The sequence below is a fragment of the Clostridium amylolyticum genome, from assembly GCF_900142075.1.
In the GTDB taxonomy this organism is placed as follows: Bacteria; Bacillota; Clostridia; order Clostridiales; family Clostridiaceae; genus Clostridium_AA; species Clostridium_AA amylolyticum.
Window position 1 is genome coordinate 41,913 of sequence record NZ_FQZO01000012.1, and the last position, 25,161, is coordinate 67,073.

At 31.2% G+C, this 25,161-nt stretch carries 21 protein-coding genes and 1 pseudogene; 17 read left to right on the top strand and 5 right to left on the bottom strand.

Features of this window, described 5'->3' with window-relative positions:
• Positions 1-90 precede the first annotated feature (90 nt).
• The 4 genes from BUA82_RS18935 to BUA82_RS18950 all read left to right on the top strand — a co-directional run bounded on the left by BUA82_RS18935 (position 91) and on the right by BUA82_RS18950 (position 2,363).
• Positions 91-819, top strand: coding sequence for a DUF421 domain-containing protein (locus BUA82_RS18935; RefSeq protein WP_073012284.1), 729 nt, complete (start codon positions 91-93; stop codon positions 817-819).
• A gap of 45 nt (positions 820-864) precedes the next feature.
• Entirely contained in the window at positions 865-1,230 is a 366-nt protein-coding gene (locus BUA82_RS18940; RefSeq protein ID WP_073012286.1) for a DUF4363 family protein, read from the top strand.
• Between the two features lie 20 nt (positions 1,231-1,250).
• On the top strand, positions 1,251-1,622 hold the full coding sequence (locus BUA82_RS18945) for a DUF4363 family protein (RefSeq protein WP_083600034.1): 372 nt from the start codon (positions 1,251-1,253) through the stop codon (positions 1,620-1,622).
• A gap of 108 nt (positions 1,623-1,730) precedes the next feature.
• Positions 1,731-2,363 (top strand): DUF421 domain-containing protein, encoded by a 633-nt coding sequence (locus BUA82_RS18950; protein ID WP_242949011.1) that lies wholly within the window; start codon positions 1,731-1,733, stop codon positions 2,361-2,363.
• 32 nt (positions 2,364-2,395) lie between these two features.
• Here BUA82_RS18950 and BUA82_RS18955 read toward each other — a convergent pair whose 3' ends face one another.
• Positions 2,396-3,301 (bottom strand): Gfo/Idh/MocA family protein, encoded by a 906-nt coding sequence (locus BUA82_RS18955; protein ID WP_073012290.1) that lies wholly within the window; start codon positions 3,299-3,301, stop codon positions 2,396-2,398.
• A gap of 143 nt (positions 3,302-3,444) precedes the next feature.
• Between BUA82_RS18955 and BUA82_RS18960 the strand changes: the two genes are divergently transcribed.
• Positions 3,445-3,861: an acyl-CoA thioesterase gene (locus tag BUA82_RS18960; protein ID WP_073012293.1), complete on the top strand. Its 417-nt coding sequence runs from the start codon at positions 3,445-3,447 to the stop codon at positions 3,859-3,861.
• A 50-nt stretch (positions 3,862-3,911) separates the two neighbouring features.
• Here the strand turns inward: BUA82_RS18960 and BUA82_RS18965 are convergent, their stop codons facing one another.
• Positions 3,912-4,523: a sugar transferase gene (locus BUA82_RS18965; RefSeq protein WP_073012295.1), complete on the bottom strand. Its 612-nt coding sequence runs from the start codon at positions 4,521-4,523 to the stop codon at positions 3,912-3,914.
• A gap of 296 nt (positions 4,524-4,819) precedes the next feature.
• Between BUA82_RS18965 and BUA82_RS18970 the strand changes: the two are divergent.
• From BUA82_RS18970 to BUA82_RS19020, 11 genes and pseudogenes are all read left to right on the top strand, one after another.
• A pseudogene (locus tag BUA82_RS18970) lies at positions 4,820-5,920 on the top strand (UDP-N-acetylglucosamine 4,6-dehydratase family protein); the annotation flags it as partial.
• Between the two features lie 4 nt (positions 5,921-5,924).
• On the top strand, positions 5,925-7,094 hold the full coding sequence (locus tag BUA82_RS18975) for a glycosyltransferase family 4 protein (protein ID WP_207650321.1): 1,170 nt from the start codon (positions 5,925-5,927) through the stop codon (positions 7,092-7,094).
• A 4-nt stretch (positions 7,095-7,098) separates the two neighbouring features.
• Complete coding sequence (locus BUA82_RS18980; RefSeq protein WP_073012299.1) at positions 7,099-8,445, top strand: nucleotide sugar dehydrogenase; 1,347 nt, start codon at positions 7,099-7,101, stop codon at positions 8,443-8,445.
• A 2-nt stretch (positions 8,446-8,447) separates the two neighbouring features.
• Positions 8,448-9,431, top strand: a complete 984-nt coding sequence (locus BUA82_RS18985) for an NAD-dependent epimerase/dehydratase family protein (protein ID WP_073012301.1) — start codon at positions 8,448-8,450, stop codon at positions 9,429-9,431.
• Between the two features lie 6 nt (positions 9,432-9,437).
• Entirely contained in the window at positions 9,438-10,547 is a 1,110-nt protein-coding gene (locus tag BUA82_RS18990) for a glycosyltransferase (protein ID WP_073012303.1), read from the top strand.
• Between the two features lie 5 nt (positions 10,548-10,552).
• Complete coding sequence (locus BUA82_RS18995; RefSeq protein ID WP_073012305.1) at positions 10,553-11,761, top strand: O-antigen ligase family protein; 1,209 nt, start codon at positions 10,553-10,555, stop codon at positions 11,759-11,761.
• A complete protein-coding gene (locus BUA82_RS19000) occupies positions 11,748-12,515 on the top strand; it encodes a hypothetical protein (RefSeq protein WP_073012307.1) in 768 nt (255 codons plus the stop codon). The genes BUA82_RS18995 and BUA82_RS19000 overlap by 14 nt, the downstream gene beginning before the upstream one ends.
• 8 nt (positions 12,516-12,523) lie before the next feature.
• Entirely contained in the window at positions 12,524-14,854 is a 2,331-nt protein-coding gene (gene murJ / locus BUA82_RS19005; RefSeq protein WP_073012309.1) for a murein biosynthesis integral membrane protein MurJ, read from the top strand.
• A gap of 111 nt (positions 14,855-14,965) precedes the next feature.
• Positions 14,966-16,084, top strand: a complete 1,119-nt coding sequence (locus BUA82_RS19010; RefSeq protein WP_073012311.1) for a THUMP domain-containing class I SAM-dependent RNA methyltransferase — start codon at positions 14,966-14,968, stop codon at positions 16,082-16,084.
• A gap of 90 nt (positions 16,085-16,174) precedes the next feature.
• Complete coding sequence (locus tag BUA82_RS19015; RefSeq protein WP_073012313.1) at positions 16,175-17,932, top strand: helicase-related protein; 1,758 nt, start codon at positions 16,175-16,177, stop codon at positions 17,930-17,932.
• A 133-nt stretch (positions 17,933-18,065) separates the two neighbouring features.
• Complete coding sequence (locus BUA82_RS19020; protein WP_083600035.1) at positions 18,066-18,293, top strand: glutaredoxin family protein; 228 nt, start codon at positions 18,066-18,068, stop codon at positions 18,291-18,293.
• A gap of 527 nt (positions 18,294-18,820) precedes the next feature.
• Here the strand turns inward: BUA82_RS19020 and BUA82_RS19025 are convergent.
• The 3 genes from BUA82_RS19025 to BUA82_RS19035 form a co-directional block, all read right to left on the bottom strand.
• On the bottom strand, positions 18,821-19,447 hold the full coding sequence (locus BUA82_RS19025; RefSeq protein ID WP_073012315.1) for a TlpA family protein disulfide reductase: 627 nt from the start codon (positions 19,445-19,447) through the stop codon (positions 18,821-18,823).
• Between the two features lie 15 nt (positions 19,448-19,462).
• Positions 19,463-20,167: a cytochrome c biogenesis CcdA family protein gene (locus tag BUA82_RS19030; RefSeq protein WP_073012317.1), complete on the bottom strand. Its 705-nt coding sequence runs from the start codon at positions 20,165-20,167 to the stop codon at positions 19,463-19,465.
• A gap of 249 nt (positions 20,168-20,416) precedes the next feature.
• Complete coding sequence (locus BUA82_RS19035; RefSeq protein WP_423230468.1) at positions 20,417-21,724, bottom strand: APC family permease; 1,308 nt, start codon at positions 21,722-21,724, stop codon at positions 20,417-20,419.
• 712 nt (positions 21,725-22,436) lie between these two features.
• On the opposite strand from BUA82_RS19035, the gene BUA82_RS19040 reads away from it, so the two are divergent.
• Positions 22,437-25,127 (top strand): sigma 54-interacting transcriptional regulator, encoded by a 2,691-nt coding sequence (locus tag BUA82_RS19040; RefSeq protein WP_073012319.1) that lies wholly within the window; start codon positions 22,437-22,439, stop codon positions 25,125-25,127.
• Positions 25,128-25,161: the final 34 nt, after the last annotated feature.

Here is a 25,161-nt window from a genome sequence, read left to right on the forward strand (position 1 = left end):
AGGGGTAGCCCTACCAGTGAAGTGGCATGAATAAATAGTAATTTATTAAGCATAATATGAGTAAATAATTACTTTAGAGAAGGGGATATTATGAATGAAGGATTAGTTGTGGCTATTAGGTCTATTATAGGCTTTTTTTCTTTGCTGATTTTTGCTAGGATACTTGGAAAGCAACAGATAAGTCAATTAACTTTTTTTGACTATGTATTAGGAATAACCATTGGTTCTATAGCGGCTTCTTTAACCACCGATTTATCCAGTAGAGCATGGCCACACTGGATTGGTCTTATTACTTGGGCAGTGCTTGGATTTATGATGGAATTTATGGCTATGAAATGGAGATATATTGGAAAGTTTATAGATGGAGAACCAACCATAGTAATAATGAATGGAAAGATTCTTGAAAATTCTCTTCGTAAAGTAAAATATAGAGTTTCAGATATAATGGAGCTTCTCAGAAATAAAGATGTATTTAATTTAAACGAAGTAGAATTTGCTATTATAGAACCTAATGGTCAGCTTTCAGTTTTGAAAAAATCAGAGGATCAGCCAGTTACTAGAAAGGACTTAAATTTATCTTCTCAGCCTTCAGATATAAGCACTGAAATTATTTACGATGGAATGATATTTGATGAAAATTTGAGGACTTTTAATTTAGATAGAAAGTGGCTAATGCAAGAGTTAGCCAAAAAAGACATAAAAGATGTTAGTGAAGTTTTTTTATTTACTTTGGACCATAATAATAATATTTACATTGATAAATACAGTGACCATATAGATAAAACTGCTAAAATAGGGGATTATAAAGGTCCATATTGAGTAAATATATTCATTTGATATTAATAAAAATCCAGGAGGTAATTTATGAGAAAATTCTTAGTGGTATCTATACCTATAATTACTCTAATATTTTTTATTCTTATAATGCTAAGTGGCAGCATATTAAAAAACCCCTTGGGCAACAATGATAATTTCCCTTTTTCTATTAATACTATTATAGAAGATGTAAATGCTCAGCATTGGGAAAAGGCTTATGAAGATACGGAAAAACTGGATTTGACTTGGAACAAAATTATTAAAAGAGTTCAGTTCAGTTCTGAAAGAGATGAGATAAATGCTTTAAGTGTTAGTATAGCAAGGCTAAAGGGGGCGATTATAGCAAGGGACAAAGCTTCTGCTCTAATGGAAATAAATGAAGCCTTTGAACATTGGAATGGACTAGGTAGATAAAGCAAAGGAGAAGTGATAATTTGTTAAACGACACTGATATGAGAAAATTTATAGTTGTTATTTGGATTATTGCTTTTATTCTACTTTGGGGAGGCTTTTATTTGCTTTTGCCAGAAAAGGCTTTAATAAGGGAAATAGATAAGATGGAAAAAAGCATTGTAAAAGAAGATTGGGATAGCGCACAAAAGCAATTGGATGACTTTAAGAAAACTTATTATGATAAAAAAATACTGATACAATCAAATAATGCTACAGAGGCATTTATAAATTTTAATAATAACTTAGGTCAATTAGATTATTGTATTAGAAATAAAGAGCCTTCTGCACTAGAATATCTGGGAGCCTTAAAATTCTCTTTAGATTATTCAGTGAAAGGTTTCTCAGGTCCTTAGTACAAGAGATTCTTATGAAAGGAGTAAGTTCTTAAAAAATATATTTCATGATGGTTAAGAACGAAAAATATGGAATATTTCATCTCTTACAGTATAAGAGTATTGCTAGTGTACTTCTTCACATATACTTGTGCCAGAGCTTTAAGTAAAAAAGCTATTGCACAAATGACAGCTTATGAATTTGCAGGTATGATGATACTTGCTAACGTAGCAGCGGAACCCATAGTGGATAAAGTGGTTATTAAGTCCGTTTATGGTTCAGGGCTTTTAATTTTTTTTATGTTTTTAACCTCCAGATTAGCATTATTTAATAAGCTTACTCCAATAATGGAACACACACCACTAGTGCTTATAAATAAAGGGAAACTAGAAATGAAAAACTTAAAATATCTAGGCCTTAGCTTAAATCAATTTATGGGACTGCTGAGACAGCAAGGCTACGATAAAATTGATAAATTAGATATCGTAATTATGGAACCTCAGGGTAATATATCAATTTTTCCCAAAGCTGAAAATAAACCTATAGAACTTAAAGATATTAATATAAAACCTTTAAAGTCCGATTTTAGTATACCGCTTATAATGGATGGAAAAATAATTAAAACCAATTTAAAACATGTTAATAAAACTGAAGAGTGGCTAAAAACAGAATTAGTAAATCAAGGCATAGTAGATTATAAAAGAGAAATAGCCATGGTGGAAATGGATGCTTCCAGCAATATCATAGTCTTTAGAAAATAAAGGACTTTGCTCTGGCAAAATCCTTCACTAAGTTACTTATTCATCAAAGTTTCAACTACTTTTTCACAGATTTCATGGGTTATTATTGAATCTTCTATGGTAATAGAAGGTGTTCTGTTTTCTTCTACGGAGTTTAAGAATTCATCTATAATTTGATAAAAGCCTCTTCTGTAGAGTGTAGGATCCCAATCATTAAATTTAAATATTTCTTCTTTGTTATTTTCATATTTTGTGGTATGTACAAGATCTTCTATAAAGAACTTCTTACCGGAGCACATATAGTCTACTACTTCTTCAGCAACGCCAGTATCCCTATTCATCATTCCTATTGCTGTGGTAGCTTCATTGGATAACTGTAAAACTACATTATAAAGCTTGTCAGCTTTCTGTAACGCCCTTACACTTAATTCATTATGAGAGCTTCCCATGAAAAATCTAAGTGTATCTACTACATGAATAAAATCATCAAACACAAATCTCCTTACATTATCAGGTTGATTTATTCTATTTTTTTGTATAATAACTATATCAGGTTTCTTTTCTTCCTTAAGGTTTCTGTACATAGGGGCAAATCTTCTGTTAAAGCCTACCATTAACGTTTTATCAACCTTCTTGGACAATTCTGCCAGCGATAAAGCATCATCATAATAATAGGATATAGGTTTATCTACATACACATGGATACCATTCTTAAGAAGCTTTTCCACAACTTCTTTGTGAGATTCTGTGGCAGTGTGAACAAATGCAGCATCCACTCCAAGTTTAATTAAATCATCAATAGAATTAGTAAATTCACTAATTCTATATTTTTGTGAGAGTTTATTTAGTGTGGCTTCATTTCTAGTGCAAAATACTAAATCAGTATTTTCTCTTGCTGTGATTACTGGAAGATACGCCTTTTGAGCTATACCTCCTAAGCCTATAATTCCAACCTTCATATTTCAAACCTCCTATAAATTAGTGATAATAACTGCTATTAGATTAACTAATCTAATTATAATAAACATACAAATTAATGACAAACAAATAATTATGATGTAAATTATTAAGTAAGCAGTTTTAAGTGAAAGAAGGAATGTTTATGTTTAAAAGCTCAACTAAGCTTAGAGTTAGATATGCAGAAACTGATGCTATGGGTATAGTACACCATTCTAATTATTACGTTTATTTTGAAACGGCAAGAGAAGATTTTATACAAGGTGCAGGGATTAGATATAGAGAAATAGAAGAAGCCGGTATAATGATGCCTTTAGTGGAAACACAATGCAGATATATACAGGGAGCTAAATACGATGATGAACTAATCATTGAAACCACCATGAAGGAGCTTACCCCTGCTAAGGTAGTGCTATTATATGAAGTTAGAAGAGAAAAGGATGGGGCATTAATTGCTAAAGGGAAAACCCTACAGGCCTTTGTAGATACTCATAGCTTTAAAATAATAAATCTAAGGAACAAATATCCTATGCTTTGGGAAAAGCTTCAAAACTTACAATAATGAATTTAAAAATTGTTGTCTAATGTAGACAACAATTTTTTTATAAAGAATTATCTAAAACATTTTGAAATAGTCTTTAGAATTATTTTCACATCAATAAATAAATTATTTTTTTCAATGTATTTTTTATTTAAATTTATTTTATCTTGCATAATGGTGTTTATATAATATTCTTCAGGGTATTCTACTGTACTAAGCAGATCATTTTCATTTCTATATTCTATAGAGGCATAATCTGTTATTCCAGGTTTTACTTTAAATATTTCTTTCTGATCATTAGTATATAAATCCACATATTTTTTAACCTCAGGTCTGGGACCTACAAAGCTCATTTCTCCTAAAAGCACATTGATAAGCTGAGGAAACTCATCAATCTTATATCTTCTTAATACTTTACCTACCTTTGTTATTCTATTATCACCTTTTACAGTTATTTGCTTACCAAGACTTTCAGCATTTATCACCATGGTTCTAAACTTGTAAATAAAAAAGGGCTTTTCATATTGTCCTAACCTCTCTTGTAAAAAAAATACAGGCCCTTCAGAAGTTATTTTAATTATTATAGAAACTATTATGAGGAAAGGACTTATTAAAATAAGTCCAAGTAGAGAAAAAAATATGTCAAATAACCTTTTAGAGATTTTGTTTTTTAATTTAGCCATTAAATTCCATCTCCTTTATATTAAAAGTTTTTATATCAAACAAGAAAATTAGATAAAATGCATATTATATATTATTCAGTACTAATAAATATTTTACATATATTCATGCTTTTAGTTGTTTTTGTAAGGTGTCGCTTAAGTAATAATATTTTTAGAAATTACAGTAGCACTTTATTAATCTGCACATATAAAGATATTAAAGAATATATATGTATTTATGCACAAAAATTTTTGTGAAAAGGTGACTTAAGATGAGTATTTTTAAAAGGTTTCTAAACTTACAGTTATTGAAAAAGAATAATTCAAAAGAAATAGATTTTAGAGAACTTCTTCATAGGGAGAAAGTTGAACTAGATACTTTAGGAATTTCAGAATATATAGGAGATAAAAGAGTGCTGGTTACTGGAGGGGCAGGTTCCATTGGCTCGGAATTATGTAGACAGATAGCTAATTTTAGACCAAAGAAATTATTAATACTGGATATATATGAAAATAGTTCTTATGAGCTACAAATAGAACTGGAGAAAAAATTCCCATATTTAGATTTTAAAATAATTATTGCCTCTATTACTGATATGGAAAGGGTAGAAAATATATTTAAGTTTTTTACTCCAGAGGTAGTTTTCCACGCAGCAGCCTTTAAGCATGTACCATTAATGGAGGATAATCCTACAGAGGCTGTTAAAAACAATATATTCGGCACTCTTAATTTAATAGAATGTGCAGATAAATTTAATATAAAGAAATTTGTTCTTATTTCAACAGATAAAGCTGTAAATCCTACCAGTGTTATGGGGGCAACAAAAAGAGTATGTGAAATTTTAGTACAAACCTATGATAGGGTTAGTGATACTGAATTTGTAGCAGTGAGATTTGGTAATGTACTAGGAAGTAATGGTTCTGTTATACCCATATTTAAAAAGCAAATAGAAGAGGGTGGACCAGTTACCATAACACACTCTGATATTACAAGGTACTTTATGCTTATAGATGAGGCGGTGCAGCTAGTGCTACAGGCAGGAGCCTTTGCCAAGGGTGGAGAGATATTTATTTTAGACATGGGTAGTCCAATAAAAATATATGATTTAGCTTGTGACTTTATACGTCTTTTAGGCTTGGTTCCAGAAAAAGATATACACATTGAAGTAGTAGGCTTAAGACCAGGTGAAAAACTTTATGAAGAGTTATTAATGAAGGAAGAAGGCCTTAAAGAAACAAACCACGAAAAAATATTTGTAAGTAAAGCTGAACAAAGGAAGATAGAAGATATCAAAGATAAGTTAATGGAATTAAAAAAGTATACAGAATGGGGACAAGAAGAAAACCTTCTTATGAAGTTAAAGGAATTAGTTCCAAACTACACTTTAAGCCATAACTGTGAAAGTAATCTGAGGTGATTATATGAAAGAAATAAGAATAGTTCAGCTTACAGCTATTGAAAGTACTATGAATACTATGCTCTATGCCTTAAACAAAGGTATTTTAAAAGAAGGTTATTCCCTTACAGCACTATACTCACCCAGTGAAACATCAGATGAAATAGTAAGAGATAGAGATATTAATGTGGTTAATGTGGAGATAGAAAGAAAGATTGCACCCATATCAAATATAAGGTGTATTTATAAAATATATAAAGAACTAAAAAAGATAAAGCCTCATATAGTCCATGTGCATACTCCCATTGCAGCAGTATTAGGGAGGATAGCAGCTAAGTTAGCCAAAGTTCCAATAATAATATATACAGCTCATGGGTTTTATTTTCATGAAAATATGTCACCATTAACTTACAAGCTTTTCTATAATATTGAAAAGTTTATGGGTAAATATTTTACTGATTTTTTATTTACTCAAAGCCTTGAAGATTATGAAACAGCCATTAAGGGTAAATTCAAGCCTAAAGATAAAATATTAGCTATTGGTAATGGTGTGGATGGTAGAAATAAATTTAATATAGAAAATATACAGGAGCAGGATATAAAAAATCTAAGAAGTGAATTTAATATAGGTGAGAAAGATAAAGTTGTTACCTTTATAGGAAGATTAGTAGAAGAAAAAGGTATATTAGATTTGCTAAAGGCTTTTGAAAAGATAGAAAGGGATGATATAAAGCTTTTAATAGTAGGTAGATTAGAAAAGGGAGAGAGGGATACAAAAACCTTTGAAGCTTTAAAGAAATATTATAATAAAAAAAATATTATTTTTACAGGACGGCGGGAGGATATAAATAATATTTTGTATATTACAGATATCTTTTGTCTACCTTCCTATAGAGAAGGTATGCCCCGCAGCATAATTGAAGCCATGGTCATGGAATGTGCCGTTATAGCTTCAGATATAAGAGGGTGTCGTGAAGAGGTGGTACAAGATAACACCGGGTATTTGATAAAGGTTAATTCTCCAGAGTTTATAAAGGAAAAAATAGAATTATTATGTGAGGATGAAGAAATGTTGAATGCTATGAAGAAACAAGGGAGAGCTAGAGCATTACAACTATATAATGAAGAAAAAGTTGTACAAAAACAGTTGGAAGTATATAAAGTACTATTAAAGTCTAAGGTACTGGGAGGTTAATATCTTGAAGCTTCATGAAAGATTAATTTCGCATAAAGAAAAGTTATCTGTAATTGGATTAGGGTATGTAGGACTGCCTTTAGCATATGCTTTTAGTAAAAAATTAGAGGTGGTTGCTTTTGATATAAATGAAGAAAAAGTTCTGGGTTATAAAAGAGGAAAAGATGTAACTCAAGAAGTAGGGGATGAAGAAATTAAAAAGTGTACAGCCTATTTTACTTCTCAAAGTGAGAAGTTGAGGGAGTGTAAGTTCCATGTAGTAGCTGTTCCCACCCCTATAAACAAGGATAAGAGTCCAGATTTAACCTTCATTATAGGTGCAAATAATATCCTTGGACCTAATCTTATTAAAGGTTCAATAGTGGTATATGAGTCTACTGTATATCCAGGGGTTACAGAAGAGATTTGCATACCACAGCTGGAAAAGCTGTCTGGACTTAAATGTGGTATTGACTTTAAGGTAGGGTATTCTCCAGAAAGAATAAATCCAGGGGATAAATTTCATAAGCTAGAGAATATAGTTAAGATAGTATCAGCCATGGACAGTGAAAGCTTAGAGGATATTTATGAAATATATAGTTTGGTGGTAGCAGCAGGAGTGCACAAAGTAAGCTCTATTAAAGTGGCAGAAGCAGCGAAGGTAATAGAAAACTCTCAAAGGGATATAAATATAGCCTTCATAAATGAACTTTCCATTATATTTAACAAAATGGGTATAGATACCTTGGAGGTTCTTAAGGCTGCCTCAACAAAGTGGAATTTCTTGAACTTTTACCCAGGACTTGTAGGAGGTCACTGTATAGGTGTAGATCCATATTATCTAACCTACAAAGCAGAAAATTTAGGATATCATTCTCAAGTTATACTTTCTGGAAGAAGAATAAACGATTATATGGGAAAATATATAGCAGAAAATGCTGTTAAGTGTTTAATAAAAGCAAACAGCTTTATTAATAAAAGTAAGGTTTGTATTCTAGGTATAACCTTTAAGGAAAATTGCGGAGATATTAGAAATAGTAAAGTGATAGACATTGCAGAGGAATTAAATGAGTATGGCATAGAGGTTGTAATAACAGACCCTCTAGCAGACTGTAAACAAGTAGAAGAGGAATATAAGCTAAGGCTGACTCCTATAGAAGATATAGAAGATGTCCACATGATAATAGTGGCTGTAGCTCATGATGAATATAAAGATCTTGATATTAATATTTTAGAAAATATGTTTAAAAAACCTATGGAAAATTCTAAAGAGATTGATAAAGCTGAGGAAAAAAGAGTGATTATAGATGTAAAAGGTATCCTTGATAAAGAGAATATTATATCTAAAGGATATTTATATTGGAGGCTTTAGCGGTGAATATTGAAAGTGAAAAGGAAAATTATAATACAAGATTTTTAGTAACGGGTGGAGCGGGGTTTATAGGATCCAATTTAGTAGAAGAACTATTAAAAAAAGGCTATAAGGTAAGAGTTTTAGATAATTTTTCTACTGGAAAGATGGAAAATATAAAAGAATTCTTAAGTAGTGAGAATTTTCAGCTTATAGAAGGGGATATAAGAGATTTAAAAAAGTGCAGAGAATGCTGTGAAGATGTTGATTTTATACTGCATCAAGCAGCTTGGGGCTCTGTGCCAAGATCCATTAAGGAGCCATTACTTTATGAAGATATAAATATAAAAGGTACTTTAAACCTATTTAAAGCTGCCTTAGATAACAAGGTTAAAAGGGTGGTGTATGCATCTTCATCTTCCGTTTATGGAAATAGTAGCATTATTCCAAAAAGAGAAGGAGAAGAAGGTAGGGTGCTCTCACCCTATGCTTTAACGAAAAGGGCGAATGAAGAATACGCCAGGCTATTCTATGAATTATACGGTTTAGAAAGCATTGGGCTTAGATATTTTAATGTCTTTGGAAAGAAGCAGGATTCTCATAGCAGTTATGCAGCGGTGATACCTAAATTTATTACGGCATTATGGGAAGATGAAAGGCCTATTATCTATGGAGATGGCAATCAATATAGAGATTTTACTGCGGTAGAAAACGTAATTCAAGCTAATATTAAAGCCTCTACCGCTCCAAGTTCTGCTTGTGGCAAAGTTTTTAATATAGCTTGTGGTGATAACATTACCATAAATGAATTATTAAAATCTATTAGTTTAATTATGCATAAGCCCTTTAATCCTATTTACCAAGCAGAAAGACAAGGGGATGTGCTGTATTCCAAAGGAGATATCCATAAGGCTAAGGAATATATTGGATATGAACCTTTAGTAGATGTTAGTACAGGATTAAAAAGTACCATTAAGTGGTATGAAACTCAACTGACCATGAGGTGAAAAAAGATGAAACCTAAAGTTTTAATTTTTGGCAGCAGTACAAAGCTGGCGGGGAGTGAACTAAAGATATTAGAATTTATAAAGAGATTTAGTAAGGATAAGCTTTCTGTGGAAGCGGCATTTCTATATGAAAGTGAAATTATAGACAAAAAGATAGAGTCCTTAGGAGTAAAGGTAAAGTGTTTTGATATTAAAGATAAAGGTTTTATAAGAACAGTATTTACCATAAGAAAGCATTTGGCTAAAGAAAAGTATGATTTTATCTATTGCTTTGGATATAAAGTGAATTTTATAGTGAGACTTTTACAATTATTCCATAGTAAAACTAAAATATTCACTGCGGTAGAAAGCACTAAAAAAGATTTAAATATACTGGCAGCTCTATTTGACAAGATAACTTCCTTTAAAGTTTCTAAATATATATGTGTTTCTGAAAGCGTACAAAAAGTCTTAATGGAAAGAAATAAAATAAATAAAGAAAAAACTGTGATAATAAAAAATGGTATAGATTTAGGTAAATTTAATAATCATAAGGATAAAAATGAGATAATTAAATCTTTAAATATAAATATCAATGAAGATGATTTTATAGTAGGTTGTATAGGAAATTTTAGAAAGGCTAAAGGGCAAGATATTCTTTTAGAGACCTGTAATAAACTTAAGAAATACAATGATATAAAGTATGTATTCGTTGGTGATGGAGAGCTTAGAGAATATTATGAGAAGCTTATCTCTAATTATGGGATTGAAGAAAATGTTATTATACTAGGGGTTAGAGAAGATATACAGGATATAATTAAAAATTTTAATATTATGGTGGTACCCTCTAGATGGGAAGGGTTTGGATTGGTAGTTTTAGAGGCCATGGCAAGCCATGTGCCTGTAATTGCATCAAATGTTGATGGCCTTTTAGAGCTTGTTAAAGATGGATTTAATGGAATGCTATTTGAAAAAGAGAATAGTGAAGATCTAGCAAATAAGATATTAATATTAAAAGACAATAAATTTATAAGAGAAAGTTTAACAGATAACGCATATAAATATACTATAAAACCATATGATGCAGAAATAATGGTTAGGGAAATTGAAAATTTGATACTTTCAGAAAAAAGGTGAGAAAGTTGAACTTGCTTCTTATAATATTTTTATTAACCCTTCCTATGACATACATGCTTAGCTTAAAATATATCACTACAAATTATATTATAGTAATGCTAATCACCATAGCAGCATTTTTTAAAAAGAATCCTAAAAAGAAAGAAAAAATTTCTTTAGATTTTCTTTTATATATTGGGTTTATTATAATATGTGCTTTAGGTTTTTTATTTAATAATAACAGTAGTGACATGACCTTTGTAAAGCATACCTTATCTTATTCCTTTATACTAATATGCTATGGTATATTCCTTCCCAGGTATTTAGAGAAAAATGATATAAAGATAGAAATGATTTTAAAGTGGATAAGCATTATGGTATTAATAACCTGTTCCTTTGCATTGTTAGAGTTTTTTGCACGAAACTTTATGCCTTCATTATTAAATGTTTTTCAAATGCTTAAATTAGATTCTATAGCAAAATATGATGCTCTGTATTTTGAAAAGTATCAAAGAAGCAGGGCTTTTATGAGTGAATCAGGGCATTTTGCTATGTTTGTTAATGCATTTTTACCTGTAAGTTTATATTATTTAAATAAATATAAGAAAAAATCAATATTTATAATATACTCTATTATATGCATTTCAGGATATGTAGTAAGTTTCAGTGCCGGATCTTTTGTAAGTATAGCAGTATCTTTTTTTATAATTTATCCAATGTATGCCATAGAAGTTCGCAGTAAAAAAAAGATACTGTTTTTTATAATGTTTTTATTTATATCCTTGATAACTCTTTATTTTGTAAAGGATATACCTTTTTTTCAGGGAATAAAGGACAAACTATTTTTAGTTAATGATTCAGGAAGGTTTTGGCGTTGGCAGTTTAGTTATGAAAGTTTTAGAAGTAGTAGCTTAAGTAAGATACTTTTTGGCAGAGGGTTAGGATATTTATCTTATAACTTTGATACAGGAAGTACCAATTGGTTCATAGAAACTCTTGTAGAAACCGGTATTATAGGTTTATTAACCCTAGTATCGATTTTGGGTGTCAGTATTAAGAAAATAATAAGTTTAAAGTCTGAATTTAAATATTTTATACTCATAGGGCTCATATCTATGATTATTCAATATAATATAATATCTGATTACTGGTATCCATGGATTTGGACAACTATGGCTTTGACAAAATATTTTAAATATGTGGAATACCTAGAGGAAGGTGATGGAGATAATTAGGCTTAAATATAATAAATATATACTTTCCTTAGATGAAATCTGGGATTATTATGATGAGAAAGAAACTAATAAAGATAAAGGAACAGATATATTAATTAGCAAGATAACTCATAAAGAGCAAGGGGATCTATGCAGAAAAAGAAAAACTCTAATTACTGACCTAGAAGGCTCTAAAGAAGATATTTATCACATGTTTGACAACCAAGTAAAAAGAGCCATTAAAAAAGCATTAACCTTTGATATTAAATGTGAATTCTTTTCTTCAAAGGATATATTAGAAAATAATGAGCTTATAGAAGAATTTAAAATGAACTACTATGAGTTTATTAAGAAGAAGAATCTTCCTTCTAGTAATCTTGATAAAATAAAAATGTATGCACAAAATAATAACCTTATTTTAGTGAGAGGAAGTATAGATAATAAACCTGTAATTTTTCGTACTGTAATTCACGATGAGAAATATGCTAGAGGAATACTAATGGTTTCAAATTTTAGAAATTATGATACTAGAAAAGAGCAAAATAATATAGCTCATTTAAATAAATATGTAATTTACCAAGAAATGCTTTACCTTAAAGATAAGAATTTGAAAATATACGACTGGGGAGGTATATCTGAGGAAACTGAAGAACAAGCTCGCATTTCATATTTTAAAAGGCAGTTTGGAGGAAAAGATCTGGAATATTATGAAACTATAACAGCTTGTAGTCTAAAAGGAAAAGCAGCTTTAAAAGTTATAGATAAAATGCTGTGAGGTAATATATGACAAAAAACAGTGTTAAAAAATCGGTGTTTTATTTTACTGTACTAGCTGTGCTTTCCAAAGGTTTCGGTTTTGTAAGGGAGCAATTTATAGCTTATGGGTATGGAGCAGATTACTCTATAGATGCTTATGCAGTATCTTTGTTAATCCCTACTATGATTTTTTCCATAGTGGGGTCTGCTCTTACCACTGCTATGCTTCCACTTATTACTGAGCAATATGCTAAAGAAGGTAAAGAAAAAGCCTTTGACTTTATAAATAATGTCATAAACATACTTTTAATAATATCCGCTGTTATTTTTTTTGTGGGGAGAAACAATATTGGAGTTTTGGTAAAGATTGTTGCTCCTAGTTTTGGTGAAGAAGCCTTTAACCTAACAGTGCAGCTAGCCAAGATAACCATGATAAACATAATATTTTTAACTTTATCCAATGTACTAATCACTACTCTTCAATCCTTAGATGAATTTGCTCCTAGCAATTTAGTTAATATTCCTATTAGCGTTCTAATAGTAGCCTATATAACTCTATGGCCTAAATTGACTGTGCAAGGGCTTATTATAGCTACCATGATAGGAAATTTTCTAAGGTGCATAATACCTATACCTTGGCTTTTAAAGCATGGATATAGATATAAATTAATAATGAAATTTAATGATGATAGATTTAAAAGTTTATTAAAGCTCCTTTTACCAGTGGTTTTTGCCATCATAGTAAATCAAATAAATATATTGGTAGAAAATAATATGGCCTCTGCACTTCCACAAGGAAGCATAGCCATATTAGGGTATTCTGCTAAGGTAAGCGATATAATCTTCGGGCTCTTCAGCACTTCCATCGTTACTGTAATTTATCCTGTTTTATCTAGGGTGGTATTAGAATGTGATGACAATAAAACCAGTGATCTTTTGTCAAAAACCTTAAACTATCATAGTTTATTAATATTTCCCTTGGTAGCCATAATAGCCTCTAATAGTCTTCCTTTAGTAAACATACTTTTTAAAAGAGGAAAATTTGATGGTTATGCCGCGGTATTAACTTCTAAGGTTATTATTTATGGAATGATAAGCACGGTTTTTTGGGGAATTAGAGATATATTAAATCAAGCTTTATACTCTTTAAAGCTCACTAAAAAGGTTACCGTAAATAGTGTTATAGGGGTAGCGGTAAACATACTTTCAAACCTTATACTAGTAAGATATTTAGGACTTATAGGTTTAGTTATATCTGCTCTTATAGCCTCTGGGATTACAGCGTTACTAGCATTTATAAGCCTTTCCAGATTGTATCCTAATTTAAATAACCTAAAAATATGGAAAAGCTCCTTTCAGTCCTTAGGAGCATCACTTATTACTATAGTCGCTATTTATTTTATTAAAACCATCACGGATAAATATGGGATTAGTAGTGATATATTGTTATTGCTATTTTCTAGCTCTTTAGGAGTAATTACTTATGTAGCACTTTTATTTATATTAAAGAACGAAGATATCATAATGGTTTATAGAGAGAGTAAGCAGATGTTTTATGATAAAGCATTTATTAAATTAAGAGCAGCCTTTACCACATATTACATCTATCGAATAGACGATATTACACCTCACATGAACTGGGAGAATTTTTGGAAAGCGATAATGATATTTAAAAAGCATAATGTGGTGCCCATTATAGGGGTGGTGCCTAATAATAAAGATAAGGATTTAAATTATGGGGGTAAAAAAGATTATTTTTGGAAGATACTAAAATACATGCAAGAGAACCATATAGTAGAAATAGCTCAACATGGATATACTCATGAGGTGATTTTAGAAAGTGAGGGCATTTTTAAAGAAAAGTTTGGATATAACAAAACCTCTGAATTTGCAGGCTTAACCTATGAGGAACAGTTAATTAAGATTAAAGCTGGTAAGGATATATTTTTAATGCATGGTATAGAGGTAGAGACCTTCATGGCTCCTTGTCACAGTTTTGATCATACTACGTTAAAAGTTCTTAAGAGTTTAGGCTTTAAATATATAACTGATGGTATAGGTCTAACACCTTATAAGGTTGAGGAGTTGGTTTTTGTGCCACAACAGTTTGGAAAGCCTAGAAATTTTTTTTATGGCGTTATAACCCTTTGCCTTCACTTGAATTACAGCAGTGCTGAAGAAATACAGCAAATTGAAAAGCATGTAGAATCAAACAAAAATAATTTTATAAGATTTTTAGAAGCAGTAAATATGAAGGAGAGAAAGCTTCCTAATATGATTTTTAAAGCTGTTTACCTATTTTTAAGATATACTAAATACTCTATTAAGAGACATAAAAATAAAATTAGAAAATACTAAGGCATCATATTAAAGTAAAAATATTTATATACAATTTTTATATAAATATATATGAAAAGGGTAATATAATATATACTAGAGAATATAAACTTAAACATAGGAGAGAAGAATATGGATTTTACGATTATTGCTACAGCAACCTTTGGATTAGAAAAAGTAGTTGCAGATGAATTAAAGCAATTAGGCTATGATGATTTAATAATTGAAAATGGAAAAGTCACCTTTGAAGGCGATGAGATGGATATTGTTACTTGTAATATGTGGCTTAGAACAGCAGATAGAGTTCTTATTAAAATGGCAGAATTTAAAGCGGAAAGCTTCGAAGAGTTATTTCAAGGTACCTTAGCTGTGAATTGGGGAGATATTATACCTATTACGGGATTTATGCATGTTACGGGTAAATCTGTTAAGTCAAAACTTTTCAGTGTACCAGACTGTCAGTCCATAGTTAAAAAAGCCGTGGTAGAGTCTATGAAAAGAAAATATAGAAGAGATTTATTTCCAGAAACCGGAGCAGAATATAAGATAGAGGTAGCCATTCTAAAAGATGTGGTTACACTAACCATAGACACTAGTGGTCCAGGATTACACAAAAGAGGTTATAGAGAGTTCGCTGGAGAAGCCCCACTAAAGGAAACCCTAGCTGCAGCATTAGTATTATTAAGCAAGTGGGAACCTTCTAAGCAATTGGCAGATCCTCTTTGCGGTTCGGGAACTATAGCTATAGAAGCAGCTATGATTGGGAGAAATATTGCTCCTGGCCTTAATAGGAGCTTTGCAGCAGAGCAGTGGGACATAATACCTGAAGATATGTGGAGTGATATAAGAAGCTTTGCAAGAAATTCTATAAATAACAAGGAGTTTAGAATACTAGCTTCTGATATAAATGGAGGAATTCTTAGAATCGCTAGAAATAATGCAGAAAAAGCAGGGGTTTCTGATAATGTTGCCTTTCAGAAACTTGATATAAGAGATTTTGCAAGTAGAAAGAAGTGTGGATATATTATAACCAATCCACCTTATGGTGAAAGGTTAGGAGAAATAAATGAAGTTGAGGAACTATACACGGAGATGGGAAAAGTATTTAGAACCTTGGAAGAATGGTCATGTTTTGTTCTAACTTCTAATGAGGGTTTTGAAAATTTCTTTGGACAAAAATCTAATAAGAATAGAAAGCTGTATAACGGAAGGTTAAAATGCTATTTCTATCAATATTTTCCTTCAAAGTAATTATATTAAGAATGTTAAGTAAACCGTGCTGCTAATACAGTGCGGTTTTTTGCAAAAGGTTAAACTTAACTGTGAATTAAAGGAGGAGCCATGAAAAGAGGAGCAGCAGAGAGAAATTTTAGAAAGTTAAAAAATCAAATTGCCCAAATTGATGAAATAGTGAGAAATTCAAAGACGTCTGCTTTGTGGGAACATGAAGCTTCTGTAAGAAAGAAACTAAAGTCACTTAATGAAATGAAAAGTGAAGAGTTAAAGGATTTTAATAGGGTTTATGATAGATATTTAGAAATATTAGAGTATATATCTAAAAGGCTTATAGAGGACTACAATAAGAAAAATAATACGAATTTTAATTTTCAAGACATAGTGAAGAGCAGCTATCAGGGTTATTTAAGTTCTGGAATAATAAGTGTACTTATTTCTAATCATATACCTAAAATTGTGTCAGAGGATTTTAAAAAGGTATTTCCTTCTAATCCTAAAAATGAATACTTAGATACTCGTAAAATAAAAAGAAAATTTTATCTTCACTTGGGTGAAACTAATACTGGGAAGACCTATAATGCTATGCAGGCCCTTAAGAAAAGTTCTAAAGGAGTGTACTTGTCTCCCCTAAGAATACTAGCTTTAGAAAACTTCGAAAGGCTTAATAATGAAGGGGGTAAGTGCAATCTAATAACTGGAGAAGAGCAGATTTTAATAGAAGAGGCAGTGCATCTATCTTGTACCATTGAAAAATTAGATTTAAATGATAGTTATGATGTAGCAGTAATAGATGAAATTCAAATGATAAAGGATGATCAAAGAGGGGCAGCTTGGACGAGAGCCTTGTTAGGGGTAAAAAGTAGAGAGGTTCATGTATGTGGGGCTATAAATTCAAAGGAGTTACTTATAGACATATTAGAAGACTGTGGAGATGAATATGAGATAATTCAGTATGAAAGAAAGATACCTTTAATAATAGAGGACAAATCCTTTGCTTATAAAGATATTCAACCTGGAGATGCCTTAGTGGTATTTTCTAAGAAAAGGGTACTAGAATTAGCCTTATTCTATTCTAATTTAGGCATTAAATCTTCAGTTATATATGGGGATCTTCCTCCTGAGGTTAGAAGAAAGCAGTATCAGCAGTTTATAAATAAGGAAACCACAATTTTAGTTTCCACAGATGCCATTGGTATGGGAGTAAATTTACCTATAAGAAGAATAATATTTATGGATATTAAAAAATATGATGGGACTGAAGTTAGATTTTTAAACTCTCAAGAGGTTAAACAAATAGCTGGGAGAGCGGGAAGACAAGGTATTTATAATGAGGGGTATGTGGCTGCTTATGGAAATAGCACAGAATTTATGATGGAAAATATCCATATAAAAGATAAGTTAATAGGAGAAGCGGTACTGGGCCTCAGTGAAGCAATACTAAATATACAAGGGCTTTCTTTACGTGAAAAACTAGCTCTATGGAGCACTAAGGAAGAAACCATAGGATTTTATAGGAAAATGGACATCAGTGAATATCTTATAATACTTGATAATATTAAAGCTTATAAGCTTGACCAAAGGATTCAATGGAAGTTATTAAAAATACCCTTTGATGTTTCCAATGGTGAAATAATGAAGAGTTTTTTAAGCTATATGGATGAGGTGTTTATAGCAAAAAGAGAAGAGATAACAAAACCTTCTTGTTTTATAAGGGATTTATACAACTTAGAAACCCTCTATCAAAAGATAAATCTATACTACTCCTTTTCTAAAGCTTTTAAATTAGAAATAGATGAAGATTGGGTATATAGGGAAAGAAGTACTGTAAGTGAGGAAATCATTGAAATATTAAAGAATATATAGCATGAATTATTAATAAAAAAGTAATAATTATTTTCATAAGTATCTATATATTAGGGGTATAATAATATTATAAGAAGCTTCTGAATTGTCAAATGATTAAATTTTATTAAACATTGATAGGGAGGAATTTATTATGAAAAATGTAACTGTTTATACTACAACTACTTGACCATGGTGTCATAAGGTAAAGGCTTACCTAAAATCCAAAGGTATTGACTACACAGAAAAGGACGTGGCATCAGACCAAGATGCAGCCATGGAAATGATCCAAAAATCTGGTCAAAGAGGAGTGCCCGTGGTTGATATCGATGGAAACATAATAGTGGGCTTTGATAAGGAAGAAATAGATAAATTAGTTTAGAATTTAGAATTGAGAATGTAAAATGAAGGATGAAACTCCTGCCGGAGTTTCTACAAATATATTAACAAAAAGCCCAAAGGCCTGAGGCCTTTGGACTTTTGTTTTTTATAAATTGTTAGTTTTTCTGGTGCTTTTCCAGAAAAACTCTCCTTCATTCTCAATTCTCAATTCTAAATTTTAAATTCCAAATTGTATCCCCACTGTTTTCTTACTTAACCAAGAACTCTTAAAATTGTTGGATAATATATAAGTAATATCGAGAGAATTGCGCTTATCCAGAATATTATTTTGCTCTTTTTACCGGCTTTCTTTTTTTCTATGGTGCTGTAGGAGATGTATAGCAACACTGCGGTTAATATAACAAATAAGGGTTTGTATTTTGTTAGATTAGAAAAGTACGCAAAGCCTACGGTCCCTAGACCTAGGGACGCTAATATTATACCCCCGCCTCAGCAAAGGGCAGCAAATAGCCCTGTAAAAACTGAAAGTATGCTTAATATTCTTTCTTTCATGAGTACCTACCTCTTTTATTTTATCGCATCTATATTTTCTTTCATTTGGTCTAGTGTCATCATACCTATACTTCGTGATGATACATTACCTTCTTTATCTATAAAGTAAGAAGTTGGTATAGAAGCCACATTATATTTCATTGATATAGCCGTAGTATCATCTAAGAGTATAGAAAAATTTAGCTTATTGTCCTTTACAAATTTACTTGCGGTGGCTCTGTCCTCTCCAAGGTTTACTGCTAGTATTACTAAATCGGTGTCTTTGGTCTCTTGATATAATTTTTCCATATCTGGCATCTCGGCTCTACAAGGAGGGCACCAGCTGGCCCAAAAGTTGAGGAATACTTTTTTGCCTTTATAGTCACTTAAGGAAACTTCATTTCCTTTTAAATCCTTTAACTTAAAATCTGGAGCTGGAACCTTTTCTTCTTCTTTATCCTTAGTTTCTTCAGCAGTTTTCTTTTCTTCCTCTGTTTTCTTTTTTTCCTCTTCGGATTTTTTTTCTTCCTCAGCTTTTTTCTCTTGGGCTAATTTTTCTTTTTGAGCTTTTTCTTTGGCCAAATTATTATTGTAGTTATATACGGTAAAGCCAGCTGCACCTATAATAACAACTATAGCTATCCAAATTACTATTTTTTTCATAGTTCACTCTCCTGTTTAAATATTTATGAAGTTGAAGTAGTTACTTAGAAGTCCTACTTTGTTTGTAAATATAAGTACTCCTAATATTATGAGTAATATACCGCTAATAATGGAAACAACCTTTAAGTGCTTAGTAACCTTAGGAAGTTTTGAAGAAAGTTTATCCACTGCTAAGGCAGTTAAAACGAAAGGAACTGCAAGCCCTAGGGAATATAGTATAAGCAATAGTATTCCTCTGCCTATGGTATCCATACTGGTAGCATAAACTAAAATGGAAGATAATATAGGTCCTACACAAGGAGTCCATCCTGCTGCGAAGGCCATACCCATAAGCACAGAGCCAAAGGCCCCTTTAGAATTACCCAAATTCATAAATTTCTTTTCCTTAGAGAAAAATTTTATTTTTAAAATTCCCGAAGTGTGCAGACCAAAAATGATTATAAGTATACCTGCTATCCTTTTAAATATCATTTGGTTTTTAATAAATAATTTTCCTAAGGAAGTTATGGATGCTCCCATGATTACAAACACTATGGAAAATCCTATAACGAAACCTAAAGATTTATACAATATATAAAATTTATCTGTGGTTTTATTGTTACTTTGCACTGATTCACCAGTCATATAGCTTACATAAGCAGGAACTAGAGGTAGAACACAAGGAGATAAAAAAGAAATCAATCCTGCAGAAAAAGCTAAAAATAATGAAACATTATTCATTTAATCACCTACTTTTAAAGAAAATATATTTAATGTGCATATTTTTTATTAAATTAATAATATCATAAAGAAATTTATAATTGAATAAATATAAAAATTATTATGTAATAGATATTATTTAAGTATTAGATTTTGTAAATCATTAAAAATTTATAGTATAAAATAATAATAACACAATATACCACCTGGAGGTATATTCTTTTTAAATAAAAATATAGCATTAGTAATACTATGTTTTTATCTTAATAATTATATTCGTTTATTTACTTTCTTCATATAAAAGTAAACGGGAATACCTAATATCATAAGAAGGATTCCATATAGAATACTTTCTAGTCCTGACCCATATATAGCCCAAAGAGCATAAATAAATCCTAGAACTGGTATTATAGTTTTACGAAATAATAACGTAAAGGGAACATTTTTATTTTCTTTTCTCCATAACTTTATTTCCGCAGCGGAGGTGGAGGCATATACAGGGAGTCCTGCTAGTGTGGCTAAAAGTATCATGAAAGTAAACACCTGTTGAAGGCTCTTGGTATAATTCATGGCTAATAATATGTTTCCTAATACTGCAGCAATTATTAAGGAAGAAGAAGGAGTTTTGAATTTTGGATTTACCTTTTCAAATATCTCAGGAAATATCCTATCTTTAGAGGCTGCGTAGGACATCCTAGCTGTGGTAAGTACACAAGCAAAGGTAGTGCCTAAAATGCTTAAAAGCTCAGTGATTATTATTACATTGGTAAGCCCTCCGCCAAAATAAGGTGTAAGCACTTCTTTCCACCTACCATCCGCAGTTAATAAATCCTTAGGCGACACTGCGCCCATGGCTGTAAAGCTAAGAGCAAAATATAAAAGCACACCTAATAATATTCCAATTATGGTTCCACGTTTTACATTCTTTTCTGGATTCTTTACTTCACCAGCGGTGATAGCAGCTGTTTCGAACCCAGTAAAGGCCCATAATGTAAGAGCTGCTGCAGCGGTAACAGTACTTATTCCTTTACCCTCAGGAAAGGCTGGTTTAATGTACTCAGGGTTAAATCTACTTGCAGCCGCTATTATAAAAATAATAAATAAAATAATTTCAGCTACAGTGAGCACAGTTTGAAATATGCCAGCTCTCTTGACACCTATTATATTAATAAAGGTAAAAATCCATAAAATAGAACTTGTAAATAGGAAAGCAGCCATCCTACTTTCGCTTAATATAGGTATAAAAGAAGCTGCGTAGGCAGTGGTGCCAACTAGGGAGGCTATGCTTCCAATCCAAGAAGAGTTCCAGTATAGCCATGCATTAGAAAATCCAGCAAAGTTACCAAAGGCCAGCTTAGAATACTCATAAGGTCCACCCGTTACAGGATATTTAGAACCTAGATTTGCAAAAGACAAAGCCATGAATATAGCGCCTACCCCGCTGATGACCCAAGCCATCATAGAAGCTCCAGGGCCGGACACCTCTGTTAATGATATAAGTAATATAAAAATACCCGATCCCATCATATTACCCAGTACTAAGGCTGTGGTTATAAAAAGACCCAGGTCTTTTTTCAAGTTATCCTCCATATATACACAATCCTTTCCTGGAAGATGTTCCAAATTAAAATTTAGAATGCAGATTAATGAAACTTCTTCCTCGCACATAAAGCTTCAAGTGAAGGAATATGTAGCTTTATATGCTACGAAGAAGTAAGCGGCCATACCAAATTAAAATTTGGAATGTCTGCTTAAATATCACTGGTATATTTTACCGCACTAAAGTGCCCTAGTCAATAATAATTATCAAATGAAATGAGGTTTCATTTGATTTAGAATTTAGAATGTAAAATGTAGAACGCCAGAAAAACCAACAATATATTAAAAAAAGAGCCAAAGGCTTCAAGCCTTTGGCTCTTGCCAATTATATTTGTAGAAACTCCGCCAGGAGTTTCCTCCTTCATTCTCAATTCTAAATTCTCAATTCTAAATTGCACTTAGTGTAACGTAGTGCCGTGGTTAGAGTAATACTTTTTAGGAAAAAGTATTAATAGTGTCAATATTTTATTTTAAAAACATTCAGCTTAGTTTAAAATTATTATCATAAAAAATGTCGAATAATGACACAAGGGTAGGAAAATTAATTATAAAACATAATTACCATATGTAAATGGCTATAAATAAGGGGTTAAGGAATTAGATATATTTTTGGCACGAAGATTGCTATATATTTTTGTGTAACATTAAAAACCACAATATACATCCTTCACCCTAAGGAGGTTAGGAAGTAATGAACAATAAGGAAAAGATATTACAGGCTTTAATAGAATCCTTTAATAACAATAAGGGGGAGGAAAGTATTGGTGTCACATCTACAGAGTTAGCAGAAAAGTTAGATATGAGAAGAAATGTGGTTAGTTTACATTTAAATGAACTTTTTAGAGAAGGACTTGTGAAGAAGACCAATACTAGACCGGTTTATTTTAATGCGGTAAACAAGGATAAAGCTTTGCATATTGTCCAAGAGGAAGTTGATACCTTTAAAGAGCTTATAGGAAGCAAAGGAAGCTTAAAAGTACAGGTGGATCAATGTAAGGTAGCTGCTTCTTATCCAGATAATGGACTTCCAGTGCTATTAACAGGTGAAAGTGGAGTGGGAAAAAGCTATATGGCTCAGCTCATATGCGAATATGCTAGAAGCAATGGCTATATAGATGAAGACTCTCCTTTTGTAGTGTTTAACTGTGCTGAGTATGCAAACAATAAAGAATTGCTTTCCGCTAAACTATTTGGATTCCAAAAAGGTGCATTTACTGGTGCCAATACAGATATGATCGGTCTTATTGAAGAAGCTGATAATGGATATTTGTTTTTAGACGAAGTTCATAGACTCTCTCCTGAAGGACAAGAAAAATTATTTCTTCTAATGGATAAAGGCGTGTTTAATAGATTAGGAGAAACTGGTGAACTAAGAAAAGCAAATATAAGGTTTGTATTTGCAACTACAGAGCAGCCAGAAAACGTTCTGCTAGAGACCTTTATGAGAAGGATACCTCTTCAAATAAAGATACCATCTTTTTCAGATAGACCTTTAAAGGAAAAACTTCAACTTATCTATAGGTTTTATAAGGAAGAAGCTTTAAAGACTGGATATGACATTCAAGTGAGTAAAGTGGTATTAAATGCACTTATAACCAACAAGCTTAATGGCAATATTGGAAAGCTGATGAATCTTATAAAGTATAGTAGTGCTTATGCTTATAAAGAAAGTATTAGCACAAAAAAAGATAAAATTTATGTAAGATTAAATGACTTGCCTTATGACTTTATTAATTATGATGCTAACGACCAAAAATCTAATTTGAAGGATATGTATATCTCTTTAAAAGAAGATTATGAAGGCTTAGAAGAAGTGATTAATGATAAAAATGCTATTAATGAAAGAATAATAAGGTTAGCTGAAATCACAGAGGAAAATGAAAATAACTTTGAATCTAAGGAGCTTATTTTCAAAGAAGCCGCAGAAGTATTAAATGAAATTACAGATGAAATTATATTTAATAAAGATGAATTTGATTTTGAAATATTTCCTTTAGAAATATTAGAAAGAACAGTGGTAGATGGTCTTAAGTTTTTAGAAAATCACTATGGATTAAAATACTACGGCAATACTTCTGATGTTATAAGCAAAAGTTTAAGTTATTTTATGCATAATGCTTATGATGCTTCAAAGAAAGAAAAAAAATTATTATTAAAAGCAGAAGAGATATTAAGAAAAACTTTACCGAGATATTATCTTATAACCAATAAGCTTATCAGCATAATAGAACTAAATATAGATTATAAGTTTGACGTGAGAGAAATGATATTTTTCATATATTTCTTATACAGTATTAACAGTAAAAATGAGCCAGCTATTAATTCTATAATAATAGCTCATGGATATTCTACAGCCAGCAGTATTGCTAGTGTTGCTAATAAGCTAGTGGGAGAATTTATATTTGAAGCCTTTGATATGCCCTTAGATGTATCCAGTGAAGAAATATCCAAAGAAATAAAAAAATATTTAGAAACTGCAGATACTTCCAAGGGGTTAATAGCATTAGTGGACATGGGATCTTTAGAAAACCTCCATGAGTCACTTAGAGATGTTGTGAAGAATGACATAGCTGTTATCAATAATATTACAACCCAGATAGCATTAGAGGTAGGTTTCAAAATTAATCAAGGTTCTACCATACGAGAGATAGTAGAAAGTGTTGATAAATGGAACAAAATAAAGTGCCAATATGTAAGGTACAGCAATAACAAGAAAAATGTAATTTTAACCACTTGTATATCTGGTATGGGTACAGCCATTAAAATAAGGGATTTAATGAGAGAGTGCATTGACGACACAGGTATTGAAATTATGGCTTATGACTTCAATAAGCTTAAGAACAATAATGTTGAAGATGAGATTTTCAAAGAATTCAATGTGCTTTTGGTGGTAGGAACAAGTAAGCTAAGTATTTCAGGGATACCTTATATAAATATGGAAGAGCTGGTATCAGGAGAAGGACAAAGAATACTAAATATAGTGCTTAAAAATAAACTGAAAAACAAAACCATAGAGGATATTAACACCAATATAATAAAGAAATTTTCTATTGAGAACATTCTTAATAGGTTAACCATATTAAATCCTAACAAGATAATAGACCAAGTTGAAAGAGCTATTTCAGATATTGAAATAGGTATAAGAAAGCAGTTTAGCAACAATTTAAAGATAAGCTTACTAATTCATATATCTTGTCTTATTGAAAGGCTTATAGTTAGAGACTATATAGACATTATGCAAGGACATGAAGAATTTGAAGTTTTGCATGAAGATTTTATAAATTTAATAAAAGCTGCTTTTAGCGAAATAACAAAGATATATAAAGTTGATATGCCTATTGGTGAAATACAAATGATATATGAAATTATAAATAATATGTAGAAATTTATAGCTTTAGTTTTAGGAGGAAGGATTA

What these genes read in the sequence shown, in the direction of transcription:
- BUA82_RS18935 (WP_073012284.1), top strand. Translation starts at nt 91, where the DNA reads ATGAATGAAGGATTAGTTGTGGCTATTAGGTCTATTATAGGCTTTTTT.
- BUA82_RS18940 (WP_073012286.1), top strand. Translation starts at nt 865, where the DNA reads ATGAGAAAATTCTTAGTGGTATCTATACCTATAATTACTCTAATATTT.
- BUA82_RS18955 (WP_073012290.1), bottom strand. Translation starts at nt 3,301, where the DNA reads ATGAAGGTTGGAATTATAGGCTTAGGAGGTATAGCTCAAAAGGCGTAT.
- BUA82_RS18960 (WP_073012293.1), top strand. Translation starts at nt 3,445, where the DNA reads ATGTTTAAAAGCTCAACTAAGCTTAGAGTTAGATATGCAGAAACTGAT.
- BUA82_RS18965 (WP_073012295.1), bottom strand. Translation starts at nt 4,523, where the DNA reads ATGGCTAAATTAAAAAACAAAATCTCTAAAAGGTTATTTGACATATTT.
- BUA82_RS18975 (WP_207650321.1), top strand. Translation starts at nt 5,925, where the DNA reads ATGAAAGAAATAAGAATAGTTCAGCTTACAGCTATTGAAAGTACTATG.
- BUA82_RS18990 (WP_073012303.1), top strand. Translation starts at nt 9,438, where the DNA reads ATGAAACCTAAAGTTTTAATTTTTGGCAGCAGTACAAAGCTGGCGGGG.
- BUA82_RS19000 (WP_073012307.1), top strand. Translation starts at nt 11,748, where the DNA reads ATGGAGATAATTAGGCTTAAATATAATAAATATATACTTTCCTTAGAT.
- murJ (WP_073012309.1), top strand. Translation starts at nt 12,524, where the DNA reads ATGACAAAAAACAGTGTTAAAAAATCGGTGTTTTATTTTACTGTACTA.
- BUA82_RS19010 (WP_073012311.1), top strand. Translation starts at nt 14,966, where the DNA reads ATGGATTTTACGATTATTGCTACAGCAACCTTTGGATTAGAAAAAGTA.
- BUA82_RS19015 (WP_073012313.1), top strand. Translation starts at nt 16,175, where the DNA reads ATGAAAAGAGGAGCAGCAGAGAGAAATTTTAGAAAGTTAAAAAATCAA.
- BUA82_RS19025 (WP_073012315.1), bottom strand. Translation starts at nt 19,447, where the DNA reads ATGAAAAAAATAGTAATTTGGATAGCTATAGTTGTTATTATAGGTGCA.
- BUA82_RS19030 (WP_073012317.1), bottom strand. Translation starts at nt 20,167, where the DNA reads ATGAATAATGTTTCATTATTTTTAGCTTTTTCTGCAGGATTGATTTCT.
- BUA82_RS19040 (WP_073012319.1), top strand. Translation starts at nt 22,437, where the DNA reads ATGAACAATAAGGAAAAGATATTACAGGCTTTAATAGAATCCTTTAAT.